Origin of the sequence: Roseivirga sp. (assembly GCF_049099775.1) — a bacterium.
Lineage (GTDB): Bacteria > Bacteroidota > Bacteroidia > Cytophagales > Cyclobacteriaceae > Roseivirga.
Window position 1 is genome coordinate 785,740 of record NZ_JAGDZM010000004.1, and the last position, 19,316, is coordinate 805,055.

At 38.3% G+C, this 19,316-nt stretch carries 18 protein-coding genes; 13 read left to right on the top strand and 5 right to left on the bottom strand.

Annotated elements, in window-relative coordinates; genetic code table 11:
* The first annotated feature begins 85 nt into the window (after positions 1-85).
* The 7 genes from JXQ92_RS08005 to dapB all read left to right on the top strand — a co-directional run bounded on the left by JXQ92_RS08005 (position 86) and on the right by dapB (position 7,346).
* On the top strand, positions 86-1,699 hold the full coding sequence (locus tag JXQ92_RS08005) for a CTP synthase (RefSeq protein WP_421986077.1): 1,614 nt from the start codon (positions 86-88) through the stop codon (positions 1,697-1,699).
* Positions 1,700-1,711: 12 nt separating this feature from the next.
* Positions 1,712-3,550: a membrane protein insertase YidC gene (yidC, locus tag JXQ92_RS08010; RefSeq protein WP_421986078.1), complete on the top strand. Its 1,839-nt coding sequence runs from the start codon at positions 1,712-1,714 to the stop codon at positions 3,548-3,550.
* Positions 3,551-3,683: 133 nt separating this feature from the next.
* On the top strand, positions 3,684-4,364 hold the full coding sequence (locus JXQ92_RS08015) for a metal-dependent hydrolase (RefSeq protein ID WP_421986079.1): 681 nt from the start codon (positions 3,684-3,686) through the stop codon (positions 4,362-4,364).
* A gap of 7 nt (positions 4,365-4,371) precedes the next feature.
* On the top strand, positions 4,372-5,139 hold the full coding sequence (locus JXQ92_RS08020) for a ParA family protein (protein WP_421986080.1): 768 nt from the start codon (positions 4,372-4,374) through the stop codon (positions 5,137-5,139).
* 11 nt (positions 5,140-5,150) lie between these two features.
* Positions 5,151-6,059, top strand: a complete 909-nt coding sequence (locus JXQ92_RS08025) for a ParB/RepB/Spo0J family partition protein (RefSeq protein WP_421986081.1) — start codon at positions 5,151-5,153, stop codon at positions 6,057-6,059.
* Between the two features lie 4 nt (positions 6,060-6,063).
* The gene (locus JXQ92_RS08030) at positions 6,064-6,630 is read left to right on the top strand and encodes a DUF5683 domain-containing protein (protein ID WP_421986082.1); all 567 of its coding nucleotides are present in this window, start codon (positions 6,064-6,066) and stop codon (positions 6,628-6,630) included.
* Entirely contained in the window at positions 6,627-7,346 is a 720-nt protein-coding gene (gene dapB / locus JXQ92_RS08035) for a 4-hydroxy-tetrahydrodipicolinate reductase (RefSeq protein ID WP_421986083.1), read from the top strand. The genes JXQ92_RS08030 and dapB overlap by 4 nt, the downstream gene beginning before the upstream one ends.
* A 6-nt stretch (positions 7,347-7,352) precedes the next feature.
* Here the strand turns inward: dapB and ung are convergent, their stop codons facing one another.
* Together ung and JXQ92_RS08045 are read right to left on the bottom strand one after the other, a co-directional pair.
* Positions 7,353-8,015: a uracil-DNA glycosylase gene (gene ung / locus JXQ92_RS08040; RefSeq protein ID WP_421986084.1), complete on the bottom strand. Its 663-nt coding sequence runs from the start codon at positions 8,013-8,015 to the stop codon at positions 7,353-7,355.
* Positions 8,016-8,156: 141 nt separating this feature from the next.
* On the bottom strand, positions 8,157-8,759 hold the full coding sequence (locus JXQ92_RS08045; protein WP_421986085.1) for a hypothetical protein: 603 nt from the start codon (positions 8,757-8,759) through the stop codon (positions 8,157-8,159).
* A gap of 1,008 nt (positions 8,760-9,767) precedes the next feature.
* Between JXQ92_RS08045 and JXQ92_RS08050 the strand changes: the two genes are divergently transcribed.
* From JXQ92_RS08050 to JXQ92_RS08060, 3 genes are all read left to right on the top strand, one after another.
* Positions 9,768-11,366, top strand: a complete 1,599-nt coding sequence (locus JXQ92_RS08050; RefSeq protein WP_421986086.1) for a phage integrase SAM-like domain-containing protein — start codon at positions 9,768-9,770, stop codon at positions 11,364-11,366.
* A gap of 152 nt (positions 11,367-11,518) precedes the next feature.
* Complete coding sequence (gene apaG / locus JXQ92_RS08055; protein ID WP_421986087.1) at positions 11,519-11,908, top strand: Co2+/Mg2+ efflux protein ApaG; 390 nt, start codon at positions 11,519-11,521, stop codon at positions 11,906-11,908.
* 138 nt (positions 11,909-12,046) lie between these two features.
* The gene (locus JXQ92_RS08060) at positions 12,047-12,679 is read left to right on the top strand and encodes an O-methyltransferase (RefSeq protein WP_421986088.1); all 633 of its coding nucleotides are present in this window, start codon (positions 12,047-12,049) and stop codon (positions 12,677-12,679) included.
* Position 12,680: 1 nt separating this feature from the next.
* Here JXQ92_RS08060 and JXQ92_RS08065 read toward each other — a convergent pair whose 3' ends face one another.
* Positions 12,681-13,283, bottom strand: a complete 603-nt coding sequence (locus JXQ92_RS08065; RefSeq protein WP_421986089.1) for a methyltransferase domain-containing protein — start codon at positions 13,281-13,283, stop codon at positions 12,681-12,683.
* 90 nt (positions 13,284-13,373) lie between these two features.
* Here JXQ92_RS08065 and JXQ92_RS08070 point away from each other — a divergent pair, with 90 nt between their 5' ends.
* The 3 genes from JXQ92_RS08070 (at position 13,374) to pulA (ending at position 17,690) form a co-directional block, all read left to right on the top strand.
* Positions 13,374-14,285, top strand: coding sequence for a chromosome segregation protein SMC (locus tag JXQ92_RS08070; protein ID WP_421986090.1), 912 nt, complete (start codon positions 13,374-13,376; stop codon positions 14,283-14,285).
* 107 nt (positions 14,286-14,392) lie between these two features.
* The gene (locus JXQ92_RS08075; RefSeq protein ID WP_421986091.1) at positions 14,393-15,685 is read left to right on the top strand and encodes an MFS transporter; all 1,293 of its coding nucleotides are present in this window, start codon (positions 14,393-14,395) and stop codon (positions 15,683-15,685) included.
* Between the two features lie 10 nt (positions 15,686-15,695).
* Positions 15,696-17,690, top strand: coding sequence for a type I pullulanase (gene pulA / locus JXQ92_RS08080; RefSeq protein ID WP_421986092.1), 1,995 nt, complete (start codon positions 15,696-15,698; stop codon positions 17,688-17,690).
* Here pulA and JXQ92_RS08085 read toward each other — a convergent pair.
* Positions 17,687-18,478 (bottom strand): PhzF family phenazine biosynthesis protein, encoded by a 792-nt coding sequence (locus JXQ92_RS08085; RefSeq protein WP_421986093.1) that lies wholly within the window; start codon positions 18,476-18,478, stop codon positions 17,687-17,689. The genes pulA and JXQ92_RS08085 overlap by 4 nt on opposite strands.
* A complete protein-coding gene (locus JXQ92_RS08090) occupies positions 18,459-19,313 on the bottom strand; it encodes a DMT family transporter (protein ID WP_421986094.1) in 855 nt (284 codons plus the stop codon). Before JXQ92_RS08090 ends, JXQ92_RS08085 begins: the two co-directional genes overlap by 20 nt.
* Between the last annotated feature and the right edge of the window lie 3 nt (positions 19,314-19,316).

The window sequence follows — 19,316 nt, forward strand, 5'->3', positions numbered from 1 at the left end:
TCAGGAAAGATTGCAGATTCAGGTCAAAGATTCAATTGAAATTCTTACCTTTGTATCCCATAAGTTAATTTCTCTTATCACACTTATGGCTTCTGCAAAATACATTTTTGTTACTGGTGGTGTTACTTCCTCTTTGGGAAAAGGAATCGTTGCTGCTTCACTAGGAAACTTACTCATGGCACGTGGTTACCGCGTAACCATCCAAAAATTTGACCCCTATATTAACATCGATCCGGGAACACTAAACCCATATGAACATGGCGAATGTTATGTAACTGATGACGGTGCAGAAACCGACCTCGATTTAGGTCATTATGAGCGTTTTTTAAACATTAAAACGTCTCAAGCTAATAACGTGACTACAGGGCGTATTTATCACAATGTAATTACTAAGGAGCGTCGAGGTGATTATTTGGGTAAAACCGTTCAAGTCATCCCGCACATTACTGATGAGATAAAGAACAACTTTTTCCGTCTTGGAGAAACAGGTGATTACGATATAGTAATAACTGAAATTGGTGGCTGTGTAGGTGATATAGAATCCCTTCCATTCATTGAAGCCGTAAGACAAGCTCGATGGGATGTTGGTGAAAACAACTGTTTAGTAGTTCACCTAACCCTAATTCCTTACTTAAAAGCTGCAAAAGAATTAAAAACTAAACCAACCCAACATTCTGTAAAGCAATTGTTGGAAGCGGGTATTCAACCCGATCTTTTGGTGTGTAGATCTGAAAAGCCTCTACCTAATGACATCCGAAAGAAATTGGCATTGTTCTGCAATGTTCAATTAAACTCAGTAATAGAAGCACTTGACGCAGATACGATTTATGATGTGCCGCTTCTCATGAGAAAAGAGAAATTAGACGAACGCGTTCTTACAAAACTGAAGTTGCCGTCGAAAGATCAACCTCAGATTGATGATTGGAGAAAATTCTTGGGCAAACTTAAAAATCCTACAAACGAAGTTAATATCGGTTTAGTGGGTAAATATGTTGAGCTCCCAGATGCCTATAAGTCCATCGCCGAAGCGTTCATCCATGCAGGAGCTCACTTAGAATGCAAAGTGAACGTTCACTGGATTTCTTCGGAGACGATTACAGAAAAATCCGTTCATAGAACCCTAAGAGATTTAGATGGAGTTTTAGTGGCTCCAGGTTTTGGAGAAAGAGGTGTGGAAGGAAAAATAGCAGCCATTAAGTACGTTCGAGAAGAAAAAATACCATTCTTTGGTATTTGCCTAGGAATGCAGTGTGCAGTAGTTGAGTTTGCCCGAAATGTCTTAGGGCTCGAAGGTGCTGCATCTACGGAGCTATACCCCGACACTGCTCATCCGGTAATTGGTTTGATGGAGGATCAGAAAAACATTGAAGACTATGGCGGAACAATGAGGCTTGGTGCTTACGATTGTAAAGTCAAAAAACCTTCAAAAGTGTACAATGCATACGGAAGCACTAAGGTAGACGAAAGGCATCGACACAGATACGAATTCAATAACAAGTACTTAACTGACTTCGAAGCAGGCGGAATGAAAGCTACTGGAACTAACCCAGTATCTAACTTAGTAGAGATCATGGAAATTCCTGATCACCCTTACTTCGTTGGCACTCAATTTCACCCAGAACTAAAAAGTACTGTAATGAGCCCACACCCATTATTTGTAAGCTTTATTGGTGCGGTAGTCAAAAACAAAAAGAATTAATTTTTAGAGAAGATGGATAAGAATTCGGTCATTGGCCTAGTCTTAATTGCGGTAATACTGATAGTGTACTCTTTGGTTTTTGTAGAACCAGACACGCCAGAAGTAGTAGATTTAGAAACTCCTGCAATAGAACAAGTAGACCCAAACAATACACTTAACGCAGTTCAAGCGGAAGAATCACCTACCACACTTGATACAAGTGCACTAGCAAATCAGTTCGGCATCTATGCAAGCGCAATGCAAGGCGCTGAAAGAACTTTCGATATAACTACTGATAAAGCGAAGTACACTTTTTCAAATAAAGGTGGACGGATCCAAAAAGTTGTGTTAAATGAGGATGATTATGTCACCTTCGATGGACAACCTTTAGTGCTACTGGATAATAACACCAGTCAGCAAGCCATCAATATTCCAACCACGAACGGGAACATAAACCTCGGTGACTTGTATTTTACCACAAGTAGCACTAGCCGAACAATGCTCGGTACGGATAGCGTTACCGTAAAATTTGTTGCAGACCTAGGAAACGGAAACTCTCTTGAGCAGACTTATAATATTAAGTCCGACAAGTATGATGTTGATTATCAGGTTAAAGCAAACGGCCTTAAAAACAGCATTATAGGCAATGAAATGACAATGGCTTGGTCCATTGCTATGCAGCGTTATGAGAAAAACCTGGATGACTCCAGAAACAAGACTACTTTAAGATACTATACCTTGGCCGAAGATTCTGATAATCTTTCAGCCACGAGTCAAGATCCTCAAACAGAAGTAATCCCTGAAGGTGTGAAATGGTTAAGCTTTTCACAAAAATTCTTCAATTCTGGTATTATCTCAGAAAAGGGCTTTACACAAGCCACCATTGGTACTACTCCGGGGCTTGACTCTACCGTTGTAAAGTCTGGCTTAATGGAATTAACTATTCCTATGGCTGAAGTTATGGAAGGTGCCAATTTCACTTACTACTATGGCCCTAATAGCTACAAGGGACTTAAGAAGGTAACCGACGGATATGAAGACAATGTTTACATGGGTTATAAACTCGTAAGCTGGGTAAACAAATACATAATTGTAGAGCTCTTTGGGTTTTTAGAACGCTATATCGGCAACTACGGAATCATTATTATGATTATCGTGCTGATCGTAAAACTAGCGCTCTTCCCGCTTTCTAGAAAGTCTTATCTGTCTATGGCAAAAATGAAGGCCCTAAAGCCTGAACTTGATGCGCTTAAAGAAAAGATTGGAGGCGATGCTCAGAAAATGCAGCAAGAGCAAATGAAGCTATATCGACAGGTTGGAGTTAATCCAATTAGTGGATGTATTCCTTTAGTACTTCAAATGCCAATTCTTTTTGCCATGTTCTTCTTCTTCCCTAACTCAATCGAGTTAAGACAAGAATCATTCTTATGGGCAACTGACCTTTCTACTTACGATGTACTAATCAACCTACCATTTACCATTCCTTTTTATGGATCACATGTAAGTGGATTTACGCTGTTGATGACCCTTTCTACACTTCTCTATACATGGTCTAACAACCAGGTTAGTTCAGTTCAAGGCCCAATGAAGAGTATCGGATACTTTATGCCAATCATTTTTATGTTTGTGCTAAACAGCTATTCATCAGGATTGAGTTTTTACTATTTCGTCTCTAACATCATTACATTCAGTCAGCAAACGCTTATTAGAAGATTTGTTGATGAAGATAAGATTAGAGCCACCTTAGAAGAGAACAAAAAGAAAAACGTTAATAAGAAGAAATCGAAATTCGCAGTAAGACTTGAAGAAGCCATGAAGGCGAGTCAAGAAGCGCAGAAGCAAAAACAAGTTCAAAACAAAAAGAAAAAGTAACAAACTAAAGGAGGCTAATCGCCTCCTTTTTTTATGCCATTCACTTTTGTGCAGGCTAAGAAAGCACTCAGAACTTTCATCTAAATTTCTATCTTTGTAGACGATTCCAAAACCACAAACGAACTGTCTCAGGATGAAATTCACCTTCTACGGTCATGCTTCATTTTTAATCGAAACGCAAGGCAAAAAACTCCTTTTCGATCCGTTCATTTCTCCCAATGAATTGGCAAAAGAGATTGACGTTGATCAAATTCAACCCGACTATATCATTTTAAGTCATGGTCATGCCGATCATGTGGCAGACGTAGAAAGAATTTATAATAACTCTAATGCAACCATTATATCTAATTATGAAGTAGTAGGGTGGTTTGGCGCAAAAGGGCTAGAAAGAGCTCACCCAATGAATCATGGCGGTTCTTGGACCTTCGATTTCGGTACCATTAAGCTGGTCAATGCAGTACACTCTAGTTCAATGCCAGATGGTAGCTACGGCGGCCATCCTGCCGGAATAGTAATTAAGAATGACGAAGGCTCCTTTTATTATGCAGGAGATACTGCGTTAACGAAAGACATGGAATTAATAGGCGAAGAATTTGATTTAGACTTCTCGATTATGCCAGTTGGCGATAATTTCACCATGGGAGTTGCAGACGCCATGAAAGCCTGTAAAATGGTAAAGTGCAACGAATTAATTGGCGTTCATTTCGACACCTTCCCCTATGTAGCCATAAATCATAATGATGCACTTGCAATAGCTCAAGAAAACAAGGTTAACTTAGTGCTACCAGAAATAGGTAAAACACTTTCACTCTAAAATACACATGGGCAAAATAATAGCGATAGCAAACCAAAAAGGAGGAGTTGGTAAAACCACAACTGCTATGAATTTGGCAGCGAGTTTGGCAGTTCTAGAATACAGAACATTAGTGGTAGATGCCGACCCACAAGCCAACACTACATCAGGCTTAGGAATTAACCCAAGAGAAGTTGAAATGAGTGTCTACGAATGCATGGTAGGCAAAGCAAAAATCACTGATTCGATTGTTGAGACAGATATTCCCTATTTAAACCTTCTTCCCTCCCACATCAACCTCGTGGGTGCCGAAATTGAAATGGTAAACATCTCTAATCGTGAGGAAAAAATGAGGGACGTACTCAACAGTGTATCTAGTGAATATGACTTCATCCTGATTGACTGTGCACCTTCACTTGGTCTTATTACCGTAAATTCACTAACGGCAGCCAATTCAGTCCTTATACCCGTTCAATGCGAATATTTTGCATTAGAGGGCTTAGGAAAACTTCTAAACACCATTAAAATCATTCAGAAAAGACTAAACGCTAATCTGGAAATTGAAGGTATTCTTTTAACAATGTATGATACCCGACTGCGTTTATCAAATCAGGTGGTAGAAGAAGTACAAGTACACTTTAAAAACATGGTTTGTAAAACCATTATTCCAAGAAATGTAAAGCTCAGCGAGTCACCAAGTTTTGGCGTACCAGCAATTGTGCACGACGCTGAAAGTAAGGGCGCATTAGCCTATTTAAATTTGGCAAAAGAAGTTGCCGACAATAATAAAGCATAAGATTTTTTAATATGGCAGCTAAAACTCCAAAAAGGAAGAACGCATTAGGAAGAGGACTTGGAGCACTGTTGGAGGATTCTTCAACAAGCACAGGCCCATCTTCGTTAGACAATAACTCTGTTGGTTCGATGAATGAGATCAGATTAGATCAAATTCAGGTAAACCCTTACCAACCAAGAACTCACTTTGATAGAGAAGCCTTGGAAGAATTAGCTGAATCGATTAAGGTTCAAGGTATTATTCAACCAATTACAGTAAGAAAGCTTAGCCAAGACGAATTCCAGCTTATATCTGGTGAAAGAAGGTTCCAAGCTTCTAAAATTGCCAAGCTAGAAACCATACCAGCCTACATTCGCACTGCTGATGATCAGCAAATGCTCGAAATGGCATTAATTGAGAATATCCAGAGAGAGAACCTCAATGCCATGGAGATAGCACTTAGTTACCAACGTTTGCTCGAAGAGTGCGACCTGAAACAAGAGCAATTAGGTGAGCGCGTAGGCAAAAACAGAACCACCGTAAACAACTACCTCCGCTTATTGAGGCTCCCTCCAGACATTCAAGCAGGCATTAGAGATAAGAAGATATCAATGGGACATGCCAGGGCCATTGTAAACGTAGAAGGTATAGACAAGCAACTGCATATCTATAAGAAAACTATCGATGAAGAACTTTCCGTAAGAAAAGTAGAACAGTTGGTACGAGATTTGATGACCAGTAATAGTCCTAAACCGGCTAGTGACAAGAAGGGATCAAGTCAGCATAGAAACTACGAAGTACAGCAAGTACAACAAAGACTATCCTCCCACTTCGGAACACGAGTTGGTTTAAAAGCAGATGGACAGTTCAGAGGAGAAATAAAGATTCCGTTTGTATCTACCGAAGATCTGAACCGCATTTTAGAAATAATCAACATGTAAAAACATGCGTTTAGTTGCTCCTATAGTATTCCTTTTAGTATTCTCAAACTTTTCCTTTGCTCAAGAAAAAGCAGCGGATTTGAAAAATGGACAAATTATAGGTGAAACGATTACGGTGTTAAAAGGCGAAAAATATTACAACCCAAGAGTAGCTTCAACCCGATCTGCCATCTTACCAGGTTGGGGTCAAATTTATAATAGAAGCTGGTGGAAGTTACCTATACTTTATGGTGGACTTGGAGGCTTAATTCACTTTGTGGGTGTAAATGAGGGCCTTAGAAACGATAATTTAGCGAAAATTGAGGCAGAGCGGGCGTTAGACGACCCTAACCTAGACCTCATAAGAGTATACCAAAGAAGAGCCGATAACTGGAGAAAGAACCGAGACCTAGTCTTTTTAGGAATGGCAGGCGTATACGCTTTACAAATTATAGATGCGGCTGTAGACGCCCACCTGAAAGGCTTTAATGTAGATGAAGAATTAGCATTAAACATAAAGCCAAAGTTTGGCGTTATCTCGAACGGAGCGCCTTTTCTTGGCTTCCGCGTTACACTACCCATTGGACAATGAAAATACTTTTAATCGGCTACGGTAAAATGGGGCAACTCATTGACAAACTGGCCACTGAAGCTGGCCATCAAATCGTTGGTCGAATTACAATGGACAATACAGAAGAACTTCATACCATAGATACGTCTGGTATAGATGTGGCCATTGAATTCAGTCAACCTGAAGCGGCTATCGAAAACATCAAGTGGTGTATAGATCACAAAATACCTGTGGCGGTAGGAACGACAGGTTGGTTAGACCAAAAGCCGGTAATTGATAAGTATTCTAATGAAAAGAAGGGCACATATCTAGTGGCTTCAAATTTCAGTATAGGTGTTAATCTATTCTTCAAGCTAAACCAGCAATTAGCTAAACTGATGAATGCCCAGCACCAGTATAACGTGACTACCAAAGAGATTCATCACACGCAAAAGCTCGATTCGCCAAGCGGTACTTCAATTACACTAGCAGAAGGTATTATTAACAACTTGGATAGAAAATCAAAGTGGATCAATTCCGAAAGCGAAAACGATAATGAATTACCAATTATTTCTGAACGCGTTGACCCTGCGCCCGGCACCCATGAAATTTCTTATAGCTCTAGTGTAGATACTATTGACATCAGACATACGGCACATTCAAGAGAAGGCTTTGCCAAAGGTGCAATTGCCGTCGCCCAGTGGCTCAAAGATCAGCAAGGCGTAAAATCAATGGAAGACTTCTTAAATCAGGGTTAAAGCAATTTACCATTGAATAGATGGTAGACCTTTTTGCTCAAGATAGGTATTTGTTTGGCTGAAATGACTACATCCAAAGAAACCTCTATGTGCTGATAATGGCGAAGGGTGCGGTGATTTTAAAACGCAATTTTCGTTTTCATTTACAATTGCCCCTTTCTTTTGCGCATAACTACCCCATAAAATATATACGATGTCTTTCTTCTTTTTCGCCAACTGAGCAATTACAGCATCCGTAAACTCCTCCCATCCTTTTTTCTGATGAGAACCAGCTTGATGAGCACGCACCGTTAAAGTTGAATTCAACAACAAAACACCCTGACTTGCCCATCTTTCTAAGGAGCCATTCGGCGGAATGTCTTTATTTAAATCATTCTTCAACTCTTTGAATATATTGACAAGAGATGGAGGAAAAGGTATTCCTTCATGAACTGAAAAGCACAGACCATTGGCCTGACCTGGACCATGATAAGGATCCTGACCAAGTATAACTACTTTGACCTCATCGAAAGGACAAGCATCGAATGCACGGAAAATATCAGTTCCCTTGGGGTAGATCGTCTCCTTACCATATTCTTCCTTAACAAAGGATATCAGTGATTTGAAGTAGGATTTTTCAAACTCCTCTCCCAATACTTTATTCCAACTCTCCTCTATTTTAACGGCCATTGAATTTTCCTTTACTCGGTTAGTTATTTTAGAACTAATCTATAACAATCAAATAGCCTAATTCTATAAAAACAGCCATCTAATCAACAAAAATAATCTGGTTTCGCAACCATTTAGGGGTGTTTTTAAGGGTGTGAAACACTACTCTAAAACCTCAAGTGTTTGACTATTCATTTTTTCAACACTCAATTTAACAGCATTTTTAAACACCCGATGCACGTGATCAACACTTGTGGCATAATCGTTACTTAACACCTCATCATTGAACCTTTTTCCACTATTGTTAGGTGTAGATAATCTTACATCATAACTTATCTTCATACTGAATGATGCCAATGTAAAATCATAAGCAGCGTTTTTATCCCTTTGATTATTTCCTTGGACGAAAGCAGGTTCAAATCTATCGACTTCTAGCACGTAACCTGAATTTAAATCCTTATTATCATCATAGAACAACACACCAGCAAATTGTTTAGTATAAGCTGATTTTATATTATCGAACAATGAACGCCTAAATTGAAGCACATTAAATGGCTTGGCACCTCCTTGCGTAACCGTCATCTCAGATAATATTGACTCATCAATTTTAACCACTAAAGTGTTAGGGATTCTTTGATCTAAAGACGAACCGTAAGGTTGAGAATTAAAATGATAAAGGGCAGGTACAGCACAACTCTGAATATTCATTAATCCTATAAGGAGTAAACAAACAAACGAGCATTGAGAATAGGAGGGCTTGATCATAACTATAGTCTTAATTCAATCGCTAAAATAATCCCTTAAATAGTTCTATCCAATACCAAACTATAGGTATGACAACCTAAATTTTCATATTTTACAAACAAACTTATCAACTATACTTAGAGGGAGAATTAGATTCCAAAAGAACATAGTAGTCCCTATGCTAACAGTGCAATGTTCGAAAAACACCACCTGCAAGCGGAAGAGACTTGATCTTTCAGAACCTAGAACCAACTATACTTGTCGGTCGAATTGAGTTCCTTTAGAACACTCTAATCACCAGCACCAACGATTAGAGTTTGGGATCAATACAGCTTCAACGGTGGTTTGCCGCCCTAACCTTTGCAGTTTTCCCTTGAGTATCTGCTTTGCCGCTTCGGTCAACTTCTTACGGCTCTCGGTGAGTATAGAACAGTGCTTACAGACAGTTAGATTCCTCACCCAATCAACAACGCGTATTTAGTGCGTTTGATAAATCAAAAATAAGAAGACTTTCACTAAGGATTGTTTGCACTTGTTCTAGTGCTTTCACTCTTTCAAAATTCCTCCTATCCATTATGCGTATTCCAGATTAGGGAGAAAGGGATTTGTCTCTAAAGCCCCCTACCCCCTCCACCAAATATTATTCTGACAAGCTGATAAAGCTTCCAAGTAATTCAAACTACTAATGTTGTTATCAATATATAATCATTTCACTGATTAACAGATAGATAAATAAGACAAACACCTCAACCCACACCCCTAAACCATACCAAATGGCTATCATAGACGCTAAAATACCCCTAGCAAGAAAAGCCAACAGAGGAAATACACCTTAACTTAAATTTGGTCATATATACATATAACAAAATAAAAAATATCACTTTAACTAATACACCAAACATCCTCCTTTTTTATAGATTGCAATTTGGATCAAATCGCCTGAAATCGACTTTTTATAACTTTTAAACACACTATAAAACTTATTTTTGATGATTTTATTAACTATTTTAGGGGTGTAAACAATCAGCTATGGCAAATAACATACGCGGGTTAAACATAAATCCAAAAGTTGAACCTCGCCCAAATAAGAACAAGGAATTTCGCTGGTCAATCAGAGTGAAATACAAAGCTGATTCCAAAGATTTTGCAACAGGTTCGAAGAGTAATGACAGGGGAGAAATACCGCCAAAGGTCATTGCTAGTATTGATAACGTTGAGAATTGTTTAGTAAGCGCATACAGACAAAGCGGTCTACTTCAAGAAGAGTTCGATTTTAAGTCAGAGTTTGATAATATCAAACGAATAATTAACGGAGACAAGCCCAAAGATAAAACTGCTTCCCCCCTAGTGATAGACTTAATCAATGATAAGTTAGAAAGTATTGAAAAGGACAGCAGTTCTGGTAAGCTAATTACCCTTAAGAACCATCTTGAGGCATTTAGACCATCCATTAGAGCCGAAGAGATTACTCCAAAATTTAAGATTGACTTTCTTAGGTATTTGGAGCAATATAGGCTTCAATCGACCTCCCTCAGACAATTGTTTGCTCAACTCTCAGGAACTTTGTCATTCGCATTTAATAATGGTAAACTACCACACAACAAGTACCCTTTTTTAAGAATCAAAGCGGATAAAGGAAACGAAGAAAAGCAGTATTTTACTAGAGGTGAATATTTCCTTTTCAATTACATAATGAGGTATTGTTGCGAAAGCCTTACGAAGAAGAACTCTTTACCTTTTGGTTTATCCACATCGAATTTTGAAGCCCTGAGCCATCTTTATTTAGCTTGCTTAACTGGTTTAAGACACTCTGACCTAAAAGCACTTGGTGGAAGGCCATTGATCATTCAAAGTGAATCAAATAAAAACTTCTTAGTCGTTGGCACATCAAAAACCAGCAAGACTCTTAAAATTCCATTATCAAAAAACGCTGTCTGGTTCATTAGATTCAAAAAGGTTATCGAACCTTTATCAAGCGAATATTACGCCCTTAGATCAGGACTTGAAAAAATTAACAAAGCTTCCACTATACGCCATTTTAAGCCGACTGACAAGACTTTAGGCAATGACACTATATTCTCATTTAAGCTAAACCCAAACGCTTCTATAAGCCCTCAAAACAGCCCAGAATGGTTTGATTTAGAAGTCATCGGTAATGAGATTGACAGACATCAAAAACTTAAAGAAAGGATAGAGAAAATAAAGAGTAAACCACTAACAGATTGGCAAAGGTTTTTAGAATACTTTAATTCTAAGATTGCAGGAGGCAAAGGAAATAAAAGTGGTACTCGGAAAGAATATGAAAACTGGATAGAATCAGAGGAGGGTAAAAACTGGGCATTAGCCTATGAGGAGTCTCTCAACTATCAAGGTTTTCTAAGTAGGCAGGTCTATCAAACTAAGGTCTATACCAATACAGACAATAATGAGACTTTAGCATTCCCTTACTGGCAAAAATGCAGCTACCACGATGGAAGAAGGTTCTTCGGCTCAATTTATTATCATAAGACCAAAGACATCAACCTAGTGCAGAAACTCCTCGGTCATACTACCCCCGCTGAAACTTCTGGGTACATTGTCAGGTGGGAGGAAGAAAAAGAAGAGGTAAATCCCCTTGATATTGTATAGGGGGTTTAATAGATTGACAGTGTTTAGAGTTAAAAAATATGCGTAAATAGGTGTTTTTAGGGGTGTATTTTTTTATAAACAACTCTTAATCAATAAAATAAGACCTCTTTCAAAACTAATCTATAACTTTAAACGTCATAAGTAAACAGATAATGATTGTTACTGCAATTACAGATGGGATTAAAGTTTGTGTTGAAACAAACTACCAACCAGAGTACTCAAGCCCTGGACAATCCCACTATGTATTTACTTATAGAATCACCATAGAAAACAATGGTGACTATACCATAAAGCTCCATAGAAGACATTGGTATATACACGATGCGAATAATACCATGCGAGAAGTGGAAGGTGATGGTGTTGTAGGCCAACAACCAGTACTGGAACCAGGGCAAAAACACCAATATGTTTCTGGCTGTAACTTAAGATCGGGCTTTGGTAAAATGTATGGCACTTACATGATGGAAAAAGTCGTAGATGGCAAAGAATTCGAAGTGAATATTCCCGAGTTCAATATGATAGTACCATACCTTCAGAACTAAGTTTTGTTTCAGGTTCTATCCTATCTTACCTACTGGCTTAAAAATGTAGACGAACACTCGTTGCATTCTCCGTTTCTATTCAATTTATATACTGAGGTAATTAGCAAAAAGCACGCTTCAAATGTTGAAATAGAAGCATTGCGAAACCGGCTTTTTAATGATAATTCATTTATTGAATTAAAGGATTTTGGCGCTGGATCAAGAGTTTCTTCCATTAACAAAAGAAGCGTAAAATCGATCGCGAAGTACGCCTGTACACCCAAGAAATTTTCTGCATTCTTAAACGCGCTGATCAATTACTTTAAAGTTGAAAACATACTGGAATTAGGAACCTCATTAGGCATTAACACCCTCTACTTAAGTCAAAATGAGGGAACAAAAGTTATTACGCTTGAAGGAGACCCTAGTATTGCGAAAATGGCCTTTGAACATTTCAAGTTACAAAACAGAGCAAACATAGAGGTCGTTGTCGGTAATATTGATGAAACACTTCAAGGGGCATTATCTAAAGTGTATAAACTGGATTTAGTTTACCTCGATGCTAACCATCGGTATGAACCTACTTTGAGATATTTCGATCAAATTCTTCCTAAATGCACCGAGGATACTATAATTATTGTGGATGACATTCATTGGTCCAGAGAAATGGCACAAGCATGGACTCAATTAAAGCTACACCCCTCAACTACGCTTTCGGTAGATTTATTTGAAGCTGGAATCTTATGGTTAAACCCAAACCTTGAAACAGAAGCTTATACCCTACGTTTCTGAACTATTTCTTCATCAATTTAAGAAAGAACTCATTTCCACTTCTTGGCTGAATGGAATTGTAGGCTCTATCCATAATATCTATTTGAAACTTAGTTTGGAATAACGCTCTATATTCCTCTTCCCCACCACCAAAAGGCGGACCATCCGTTTTTAAAGGAAGGTCAAATAACAAACCAACCAATTTTCCATTTAACCTCAGAATAGAATGCATTTTCAAAACATACCTAGGCCTAAGTTTTGGGGCCAGTGCACAGAAAAAGGTTTGTTCTAAAACAAGGTCAAAAGCACCTTCTATTTGAAAGAAATCAGCATGAATTAACTGATCATCTGGAATTTCTGTCAACCTACTTTTAAGATTATTTAGCGGCTCTTTTGAAATATCTACAACAAATACATTCTTGAATCCTTTATTCCATAAATATTCAGCTTCATAAGAATTCCCCCCTCCCGGTATCAAGATTCTTAAAGATTTGTCAGTCAATTGATCGATGTAGTCTTTCAGAGGCGTCGAAACATAACCAATATCCCAACCAACTTGATTGTTTTTATAGCGCTGCGTCCAGTAATCGCTATCTAGACTAACTATTTTGGTATCTCTTTTCAATGGGATTGAATTATTAAGAAAAGTTTAAGTACTTCGCCAAATATATAACTAGCTAGACGTTATTTAGTTAGTTTATTAATTACCGTAAGTATGAGTGAAGACAAAACTAAGCGCAACAGAGACATTATTAGAATAATTCTAATAGCTGTGTTGGCAATCGTTGTGGCAGGTGCCATTTTAAAGATTAATGAAGGAGTAGCAGAAAGAGAGGCAATTCAGGCAGAATATGATGCGACGAAGGCCAACCTAACCTCTAAACTTGACAGTATTTCCACTGAACTAAATGGTAAAATCTTAGAAATTTCAGATTTGGGTGGCAATATAGATTCTCTCATTATTTTGAAAGACTCAATTACTTCAGAACGAGATCAGTTACAAAGAACTAGAAAGGCAAATAAAGCATTAATCCAGCGATTGGATAGAAAAGTAAATGGCTATGAAGAGCTTTTATTAGCCAAAGACGTAGAAATCGCTGATTTGAAAAAAATTAATAATGAGTTACTCGAAGAAAACAACGAATTGAAAGTTGATAAAAACGAGTTAAACGAAACTATAAATGCTGCTGCTGAAAGAGAAAGACAGTATCAGCAAAAGATATCTTTAGCAGCGAAACACCGCGCCGAAAACATCAAAATATTCAATATCAATAGTCGAGGAAGAGAAAAAGAAGGAGATTTTAGAAAAAGACAGTCGCAAAAGATAAAAGTCACTTTTAATATCGCTGAAAACGACGTTGCACCAGTTTCTGGTCATAAAATAATGATTCAGTTAGTCGATCCTTCCGGCAATGTGGTTTTTGATGTAGCGAGAGGTTCTGGATCTTTTAAGGTGGATGGAAAAGAGCAATTCTTTACCGCCATGCAAGAGATTGTTTTCGATAACTCTAAACAAGAATTAAGCTTTGTGTACGATAAAGGCTCACAGTTTGACACAGGTGATTACAAAGTAGTTATCCTTGCAGACACCTATGAAATGGGCATTGGCACTTTCAATGTGAGATAACCATAAAGTTTACAAACAATTGAATTAAGGGAAGTGCAAACGTTAGCATTTCCCTTTCGTTGTTAAAAGCCTATCTTTCTTTTTTGGTTTAATCCACGAAGACTGATATGCTCCCCATCCAAAAGAATTTCAAAAAGTCATTTTTTGTACTACTCAGCTTGCCCGCTACGGCCATGGGCTTTGCGCTGTCAGTTCAAATAGCCGCATTGAGCTGGATTCTTAATACAAAGTTTGGTTTCGACTTACACGAAATCGGTATTGTATGGGCAGCAGGTCCCCTAGCCGGTATTATTGGCCAAGTTATTATCGGTATTGTAAGTGATAAAGTGTGGTTCTGGGGAGGTAGAAGACGTCCTTTCATTCTTATAGGAGGTCTGATTGCCGCTTTAATGCTATTGGCATTACCCAACATTGATAAAATAGGTAATGCACTAGGTGTAGATGAAATATTAGGAGTAGCCATTGCTGTAGCACTTTCCTTAGACCTTGCCATCAATATTAGCTTCAACCCTACCCGGTCCATTATAGCAGATGTAACTTCTGAAGGAGATGTAAGAACAAGTGGCTATACTTGGATGCAGACAATTTCTGGCTTCTTTGGTGTAGTGGCTTATTTGATTGGCGCATTTGTAAGCAACTACACGCTCATCTATATGGGTGCAGCACTAGTTTTTCTGTTCTCAATCATCCCCACCCTATTTATTACCGAACCAAAAACACTGGATTCAACCGAAGACGATTCCTCAGAATCTGAAGGTGGTACTACCAATATGCCGGAGTTCATTAAGATATGTGTTGCCCACGCATTTACTTGGTTAGGTGTCCAAACTATGTTCGTTTATACATTTGCTTACATCAAAGAGAATATAATGGGTTTCAGTACTTCTGAAACTCTGGCCGATGCTCAAAATGACGAAATTGGATTTATCACAGGCATATCTTTTGCGGTTTTAAATACCGTAGGCTTCCTACTACCTGCACTAGTACTTGAACCTATTACTAAAAAGATCGGTCGCGTGAAAACACACATGCTGTGCATAGCAACTATGGCCATTGGTTATGTCTTAATCATTTTTTTCGGTCAAACTTCCAATATGCTTTTCATCTTAATGATTGTGGTGGGCGTAGGTTGGGCAGCAGTAGTTAGTTTGCCTTTTGCTATTATGTCTGAAAAAGTAGATCAGCGTAAAATGGGGCTCTACATGGGGCTCTTCAATTTGTCCGTAGTGATACCACAACTCGCCGCATCCGGCCTAGGAAAATACATTAATGGCCAAGCCGATAAATCTGTAATATTCATTATCAGTGCAATTGCATTAGGTATATCTGCTGTGCTATGGCTACTTGTGAAAGAAAACAACTCCACGTCATCAAAACTTAGTCCTTCCAGCGGACACTAAATGCATCTACATGAAATATTTATCAAGTTCAGCTATACTTCTATTCCTTTTACTAATGGCCTGTGATAACACAAAGAAATATGAAAGTTTCGACGATTTCCCTGTTTATGAAGGTAATGACCTAGGAGCAAACTATTCAAAAGAAAGCACCACATTCAAAATGTGGTCGCCAGAAGCACAAGAAGTAAAACTAAGGCTATACGTGAAAGGTGATGGAGACAATCTTGTGCAAGAATTCGATATGGATAGAGAAAAACATGGAGTCTGGTCGTTTAAGATCAAAGGTGATATAGAGTCTAGTTACTATACCTATCAAGTGAGGCAAAAAGGGCAATGGCTTCAGGAAAAACCTGATTTATATGCCGTGGCTGTTGGCGTTAATGGGCAACGCTCTATGGTTGTTGACTTGACTACTACAAATCCGGAAGGTTGGGCACAAGACGAGCGGCCGGTTTTAAAGCACTATACTGACATTATTTTATATGAACTCCACATAAGAGATATGTCAATTCATGAAAGTTCTGGTGCTGAGAACAAAGGAAAGTATCTCGCTTTTACGGAAAACGGTACAAAGAGCCCTCAGAATTTATCTACGGGGATGGATCATATGAAAGAGCTGGGTATTACTCATGCTCATCTGCTCCCAACGTTCGATCATAAATCAATAGATGAAACAAGACTAGATGAAGCACAGTATAATTGGGGCTACGATCCTTTAAATTATAATGTACCTGAAGGAAGTTTCTCAACCGACCCTTATAATGGCAAAGTCAGAATTCGCGAGTTTAAAGAAATGGTTAAAGCATTTCACGACAATGGAATTAGAGTAATCCTTGATGTAGTTTACAACCATACTGGTCAAACTGAAGATTCTAACTTCAACCAACTAGTACCGAATTACTTCTATCGCCAAAATGTAGATGGAGGCTTTTCTGATGCTTCTGCATGCGGAAATGAAACAGCTTCAGAGCGTTACATGATGCGAAAATACATGGTAGAATCAGTAAAGCATTGGGTAAATGAATACCACTTAGATGGCTTCCGATTTGATTTAATGGGCATTCACGACATTGAAACAATGAATGAAGTTAGTGCAGCCGTAAGAGCAATTGACCCTAGCATCTTCGTGTATGGAGAAGGCTGGACGGCCGGATCCTCCCCTTTGCCATCGGAAAAACAAGCCTTAAAAGCGAATACATTCAAAATGGAAAAGGTATCTGCTTTTAGCGATGATTTAAGAGATGGATTAAAAGGAAGTGTTTTTGAGCATGAACAACGTGGCTTTGTAAGTCAAGGAAATGGTACAAAGGAAAGTATTAAATTTGGCATTGTTGCCTCTACACAACATCCCCAATTGGATTATGAAGCAGTTAATTACTCAAATGCCCCTTGGGCAGCTGATCCATCGCAAACTATAAGTTACGTTTCTTGCCACGATAACCACACCTTATACGACCGACTGAAAATATCTAACCCTGATGCTTCAGCGTCGGAACTCGTACAAATGCACAAATTGGCTGAAACAATTGTTTTGACTTCTCAAGGCGTTCCTTTTATCCATGCAGGTATGGAAATGCTAAGAACAAAAAATGGGGTTGAAAATTCATATGAATCTCCAGATGCTATCAATCAGATCGATTGGGCTAGAAAGTCAGAGCACTTAGACCTTTTCAATTATTACAAATTACTGATCGCGTTGCGTAAAAACCATCCAGCCTTTAGAATGACAAGCACTGAAATGATTCAGCAGCATTTAAAGTTCTTGGATTATGACGGAGAGAATTTTCTTGGCTATCAAATCTCAGAAAATGCCAATGGAGATACTTGGGAAGACATTATTGTTCTTCTTAATGGGTCTGATTTAAACAAAACCGTTGCACTCCCTGAAGGCAATTGGAGTTTGGTTAATGATGGTACAACCATTAACGAATCTGGAATTGGACGTAAACGATCAGGCGGCATAACTGTAAAAGCGCGCACTCCAATGATTCTTATGAAGAATTAGAAAGAAAATTCTGTTTCGAACACTTTTATCGCATTCCCTGTCAATTCTACTCTTTCACCTTTTAAGCTTAGGTGTAAATGCCCAGACCTTTTTGATGCTTGAAGTGCTCTGAAATTCTCCTTACCGGTCTTTTGAGACCAATACGGTGTAAGAATAGTATGCATAAAACCGGTAACTGGATCTTCCTTAATACCTAAGTTTGGTGCAAAATACCGAGAAGCAAAATCGTAATTATCTTCACCACACCAAGTTGAAACAATTACTCCGTTATCTGCCAATTTAGCAATAGTACCAGAATCTGGATCAGCATCATATAAAGTTTCAGGGTTCTTTAAGATAACAATCAATTCACCTGGTACTCTTAACACATCTGCGACTTCCCCATCGAATAGTTCTTCTAAGCTCGCTTTACCTTCTTTCACTGCTTGTGGAACAGTTGACGGAAAATTCATTGAAAGTGATCCATCAGAATTTTTACTCACAATCAAATCACCACTCAACGTATTAAATATTATCGGTCTACTGGAATCCCAGTACCCTTCTTCGAAAAGAACAAACGCCGTAGCTAAAGTAGCATGCCCGCAGAGTGGAACTTCTTTAGCCGGAGTAAACCATCTAAGCTCACAGCTATCGGATTTTATTGTTACAAAGGCAGTTTCAGAAAGATTCATCTCCACAGCCAAAAGCTGCATCTGGCTATCCGTAAGTACTTGATCCACAATACATACGCCAGCTGGGTTTCCTTTGAAAATCTCTTTAGTAAATGAATCAATTTGATACAGTTTCATTTTTTTTCTTATTCTTGAATGCAACATTTAATACAACCCCAATCATAACAGCCGTCATGCCCAAATATGTTTGGAGATTAAAACTTTCATTGAAGAAGACATAACCAAAACCTAAAGCATAAATTATACCTATAAAGTTAATATTAGCCACTTTGGCCAACTCCTCAGATTGATAAGATTTAGTCATAAAATATTGCGCAAACTGAGTCAATACACCCACAGCAATTAAATAGAACCACTCTTCTCCTTGAGGCATAACCCAATTAAATGCTGAGTATATCCCAACAATAGGCAATGTGACAAGTGGAAAATAGAAAATGATCACAAGAGGATGTTCCGAAGTCTTTAACTTCCTAATCATATTATAGGCGACACCAGAAAAGAATGCTGCTCCTACTCCAAGAATTGCCATTAGTGTTGATATTCTAGTATCAAAACCTTTAATCATAACGATACCAGCAAATGAAACTGCAAAAAACAGCCATTGAAGCTTATTGACTTTTTCTTTCACTATCCAGATTCCGAGGATAGCCGTAAAGATGGGGCTTAAAAACATCAGCGTTACAGCACTTGCCAAAGGGATTTCTTGCAGAGTAGTGAAGAACATCATTAAAGCAATGGCTCCAGAAAGGCCACGGAAGAACAAAATTTTTCGATTTGTTCCAAGTAATGGTATTCGTTTGATTTTTAATGTTATTCCAGACATCAAAAATGAAACAATTGACCTAAACAGAATGATTTCTATGGCAGGTATATTCGGAAGAAACTTGATGAACACATTCATTACGGCGAAAATGAGTGTGGCCAAAAGCATGTAAATTACTCCTTTCGACATTAT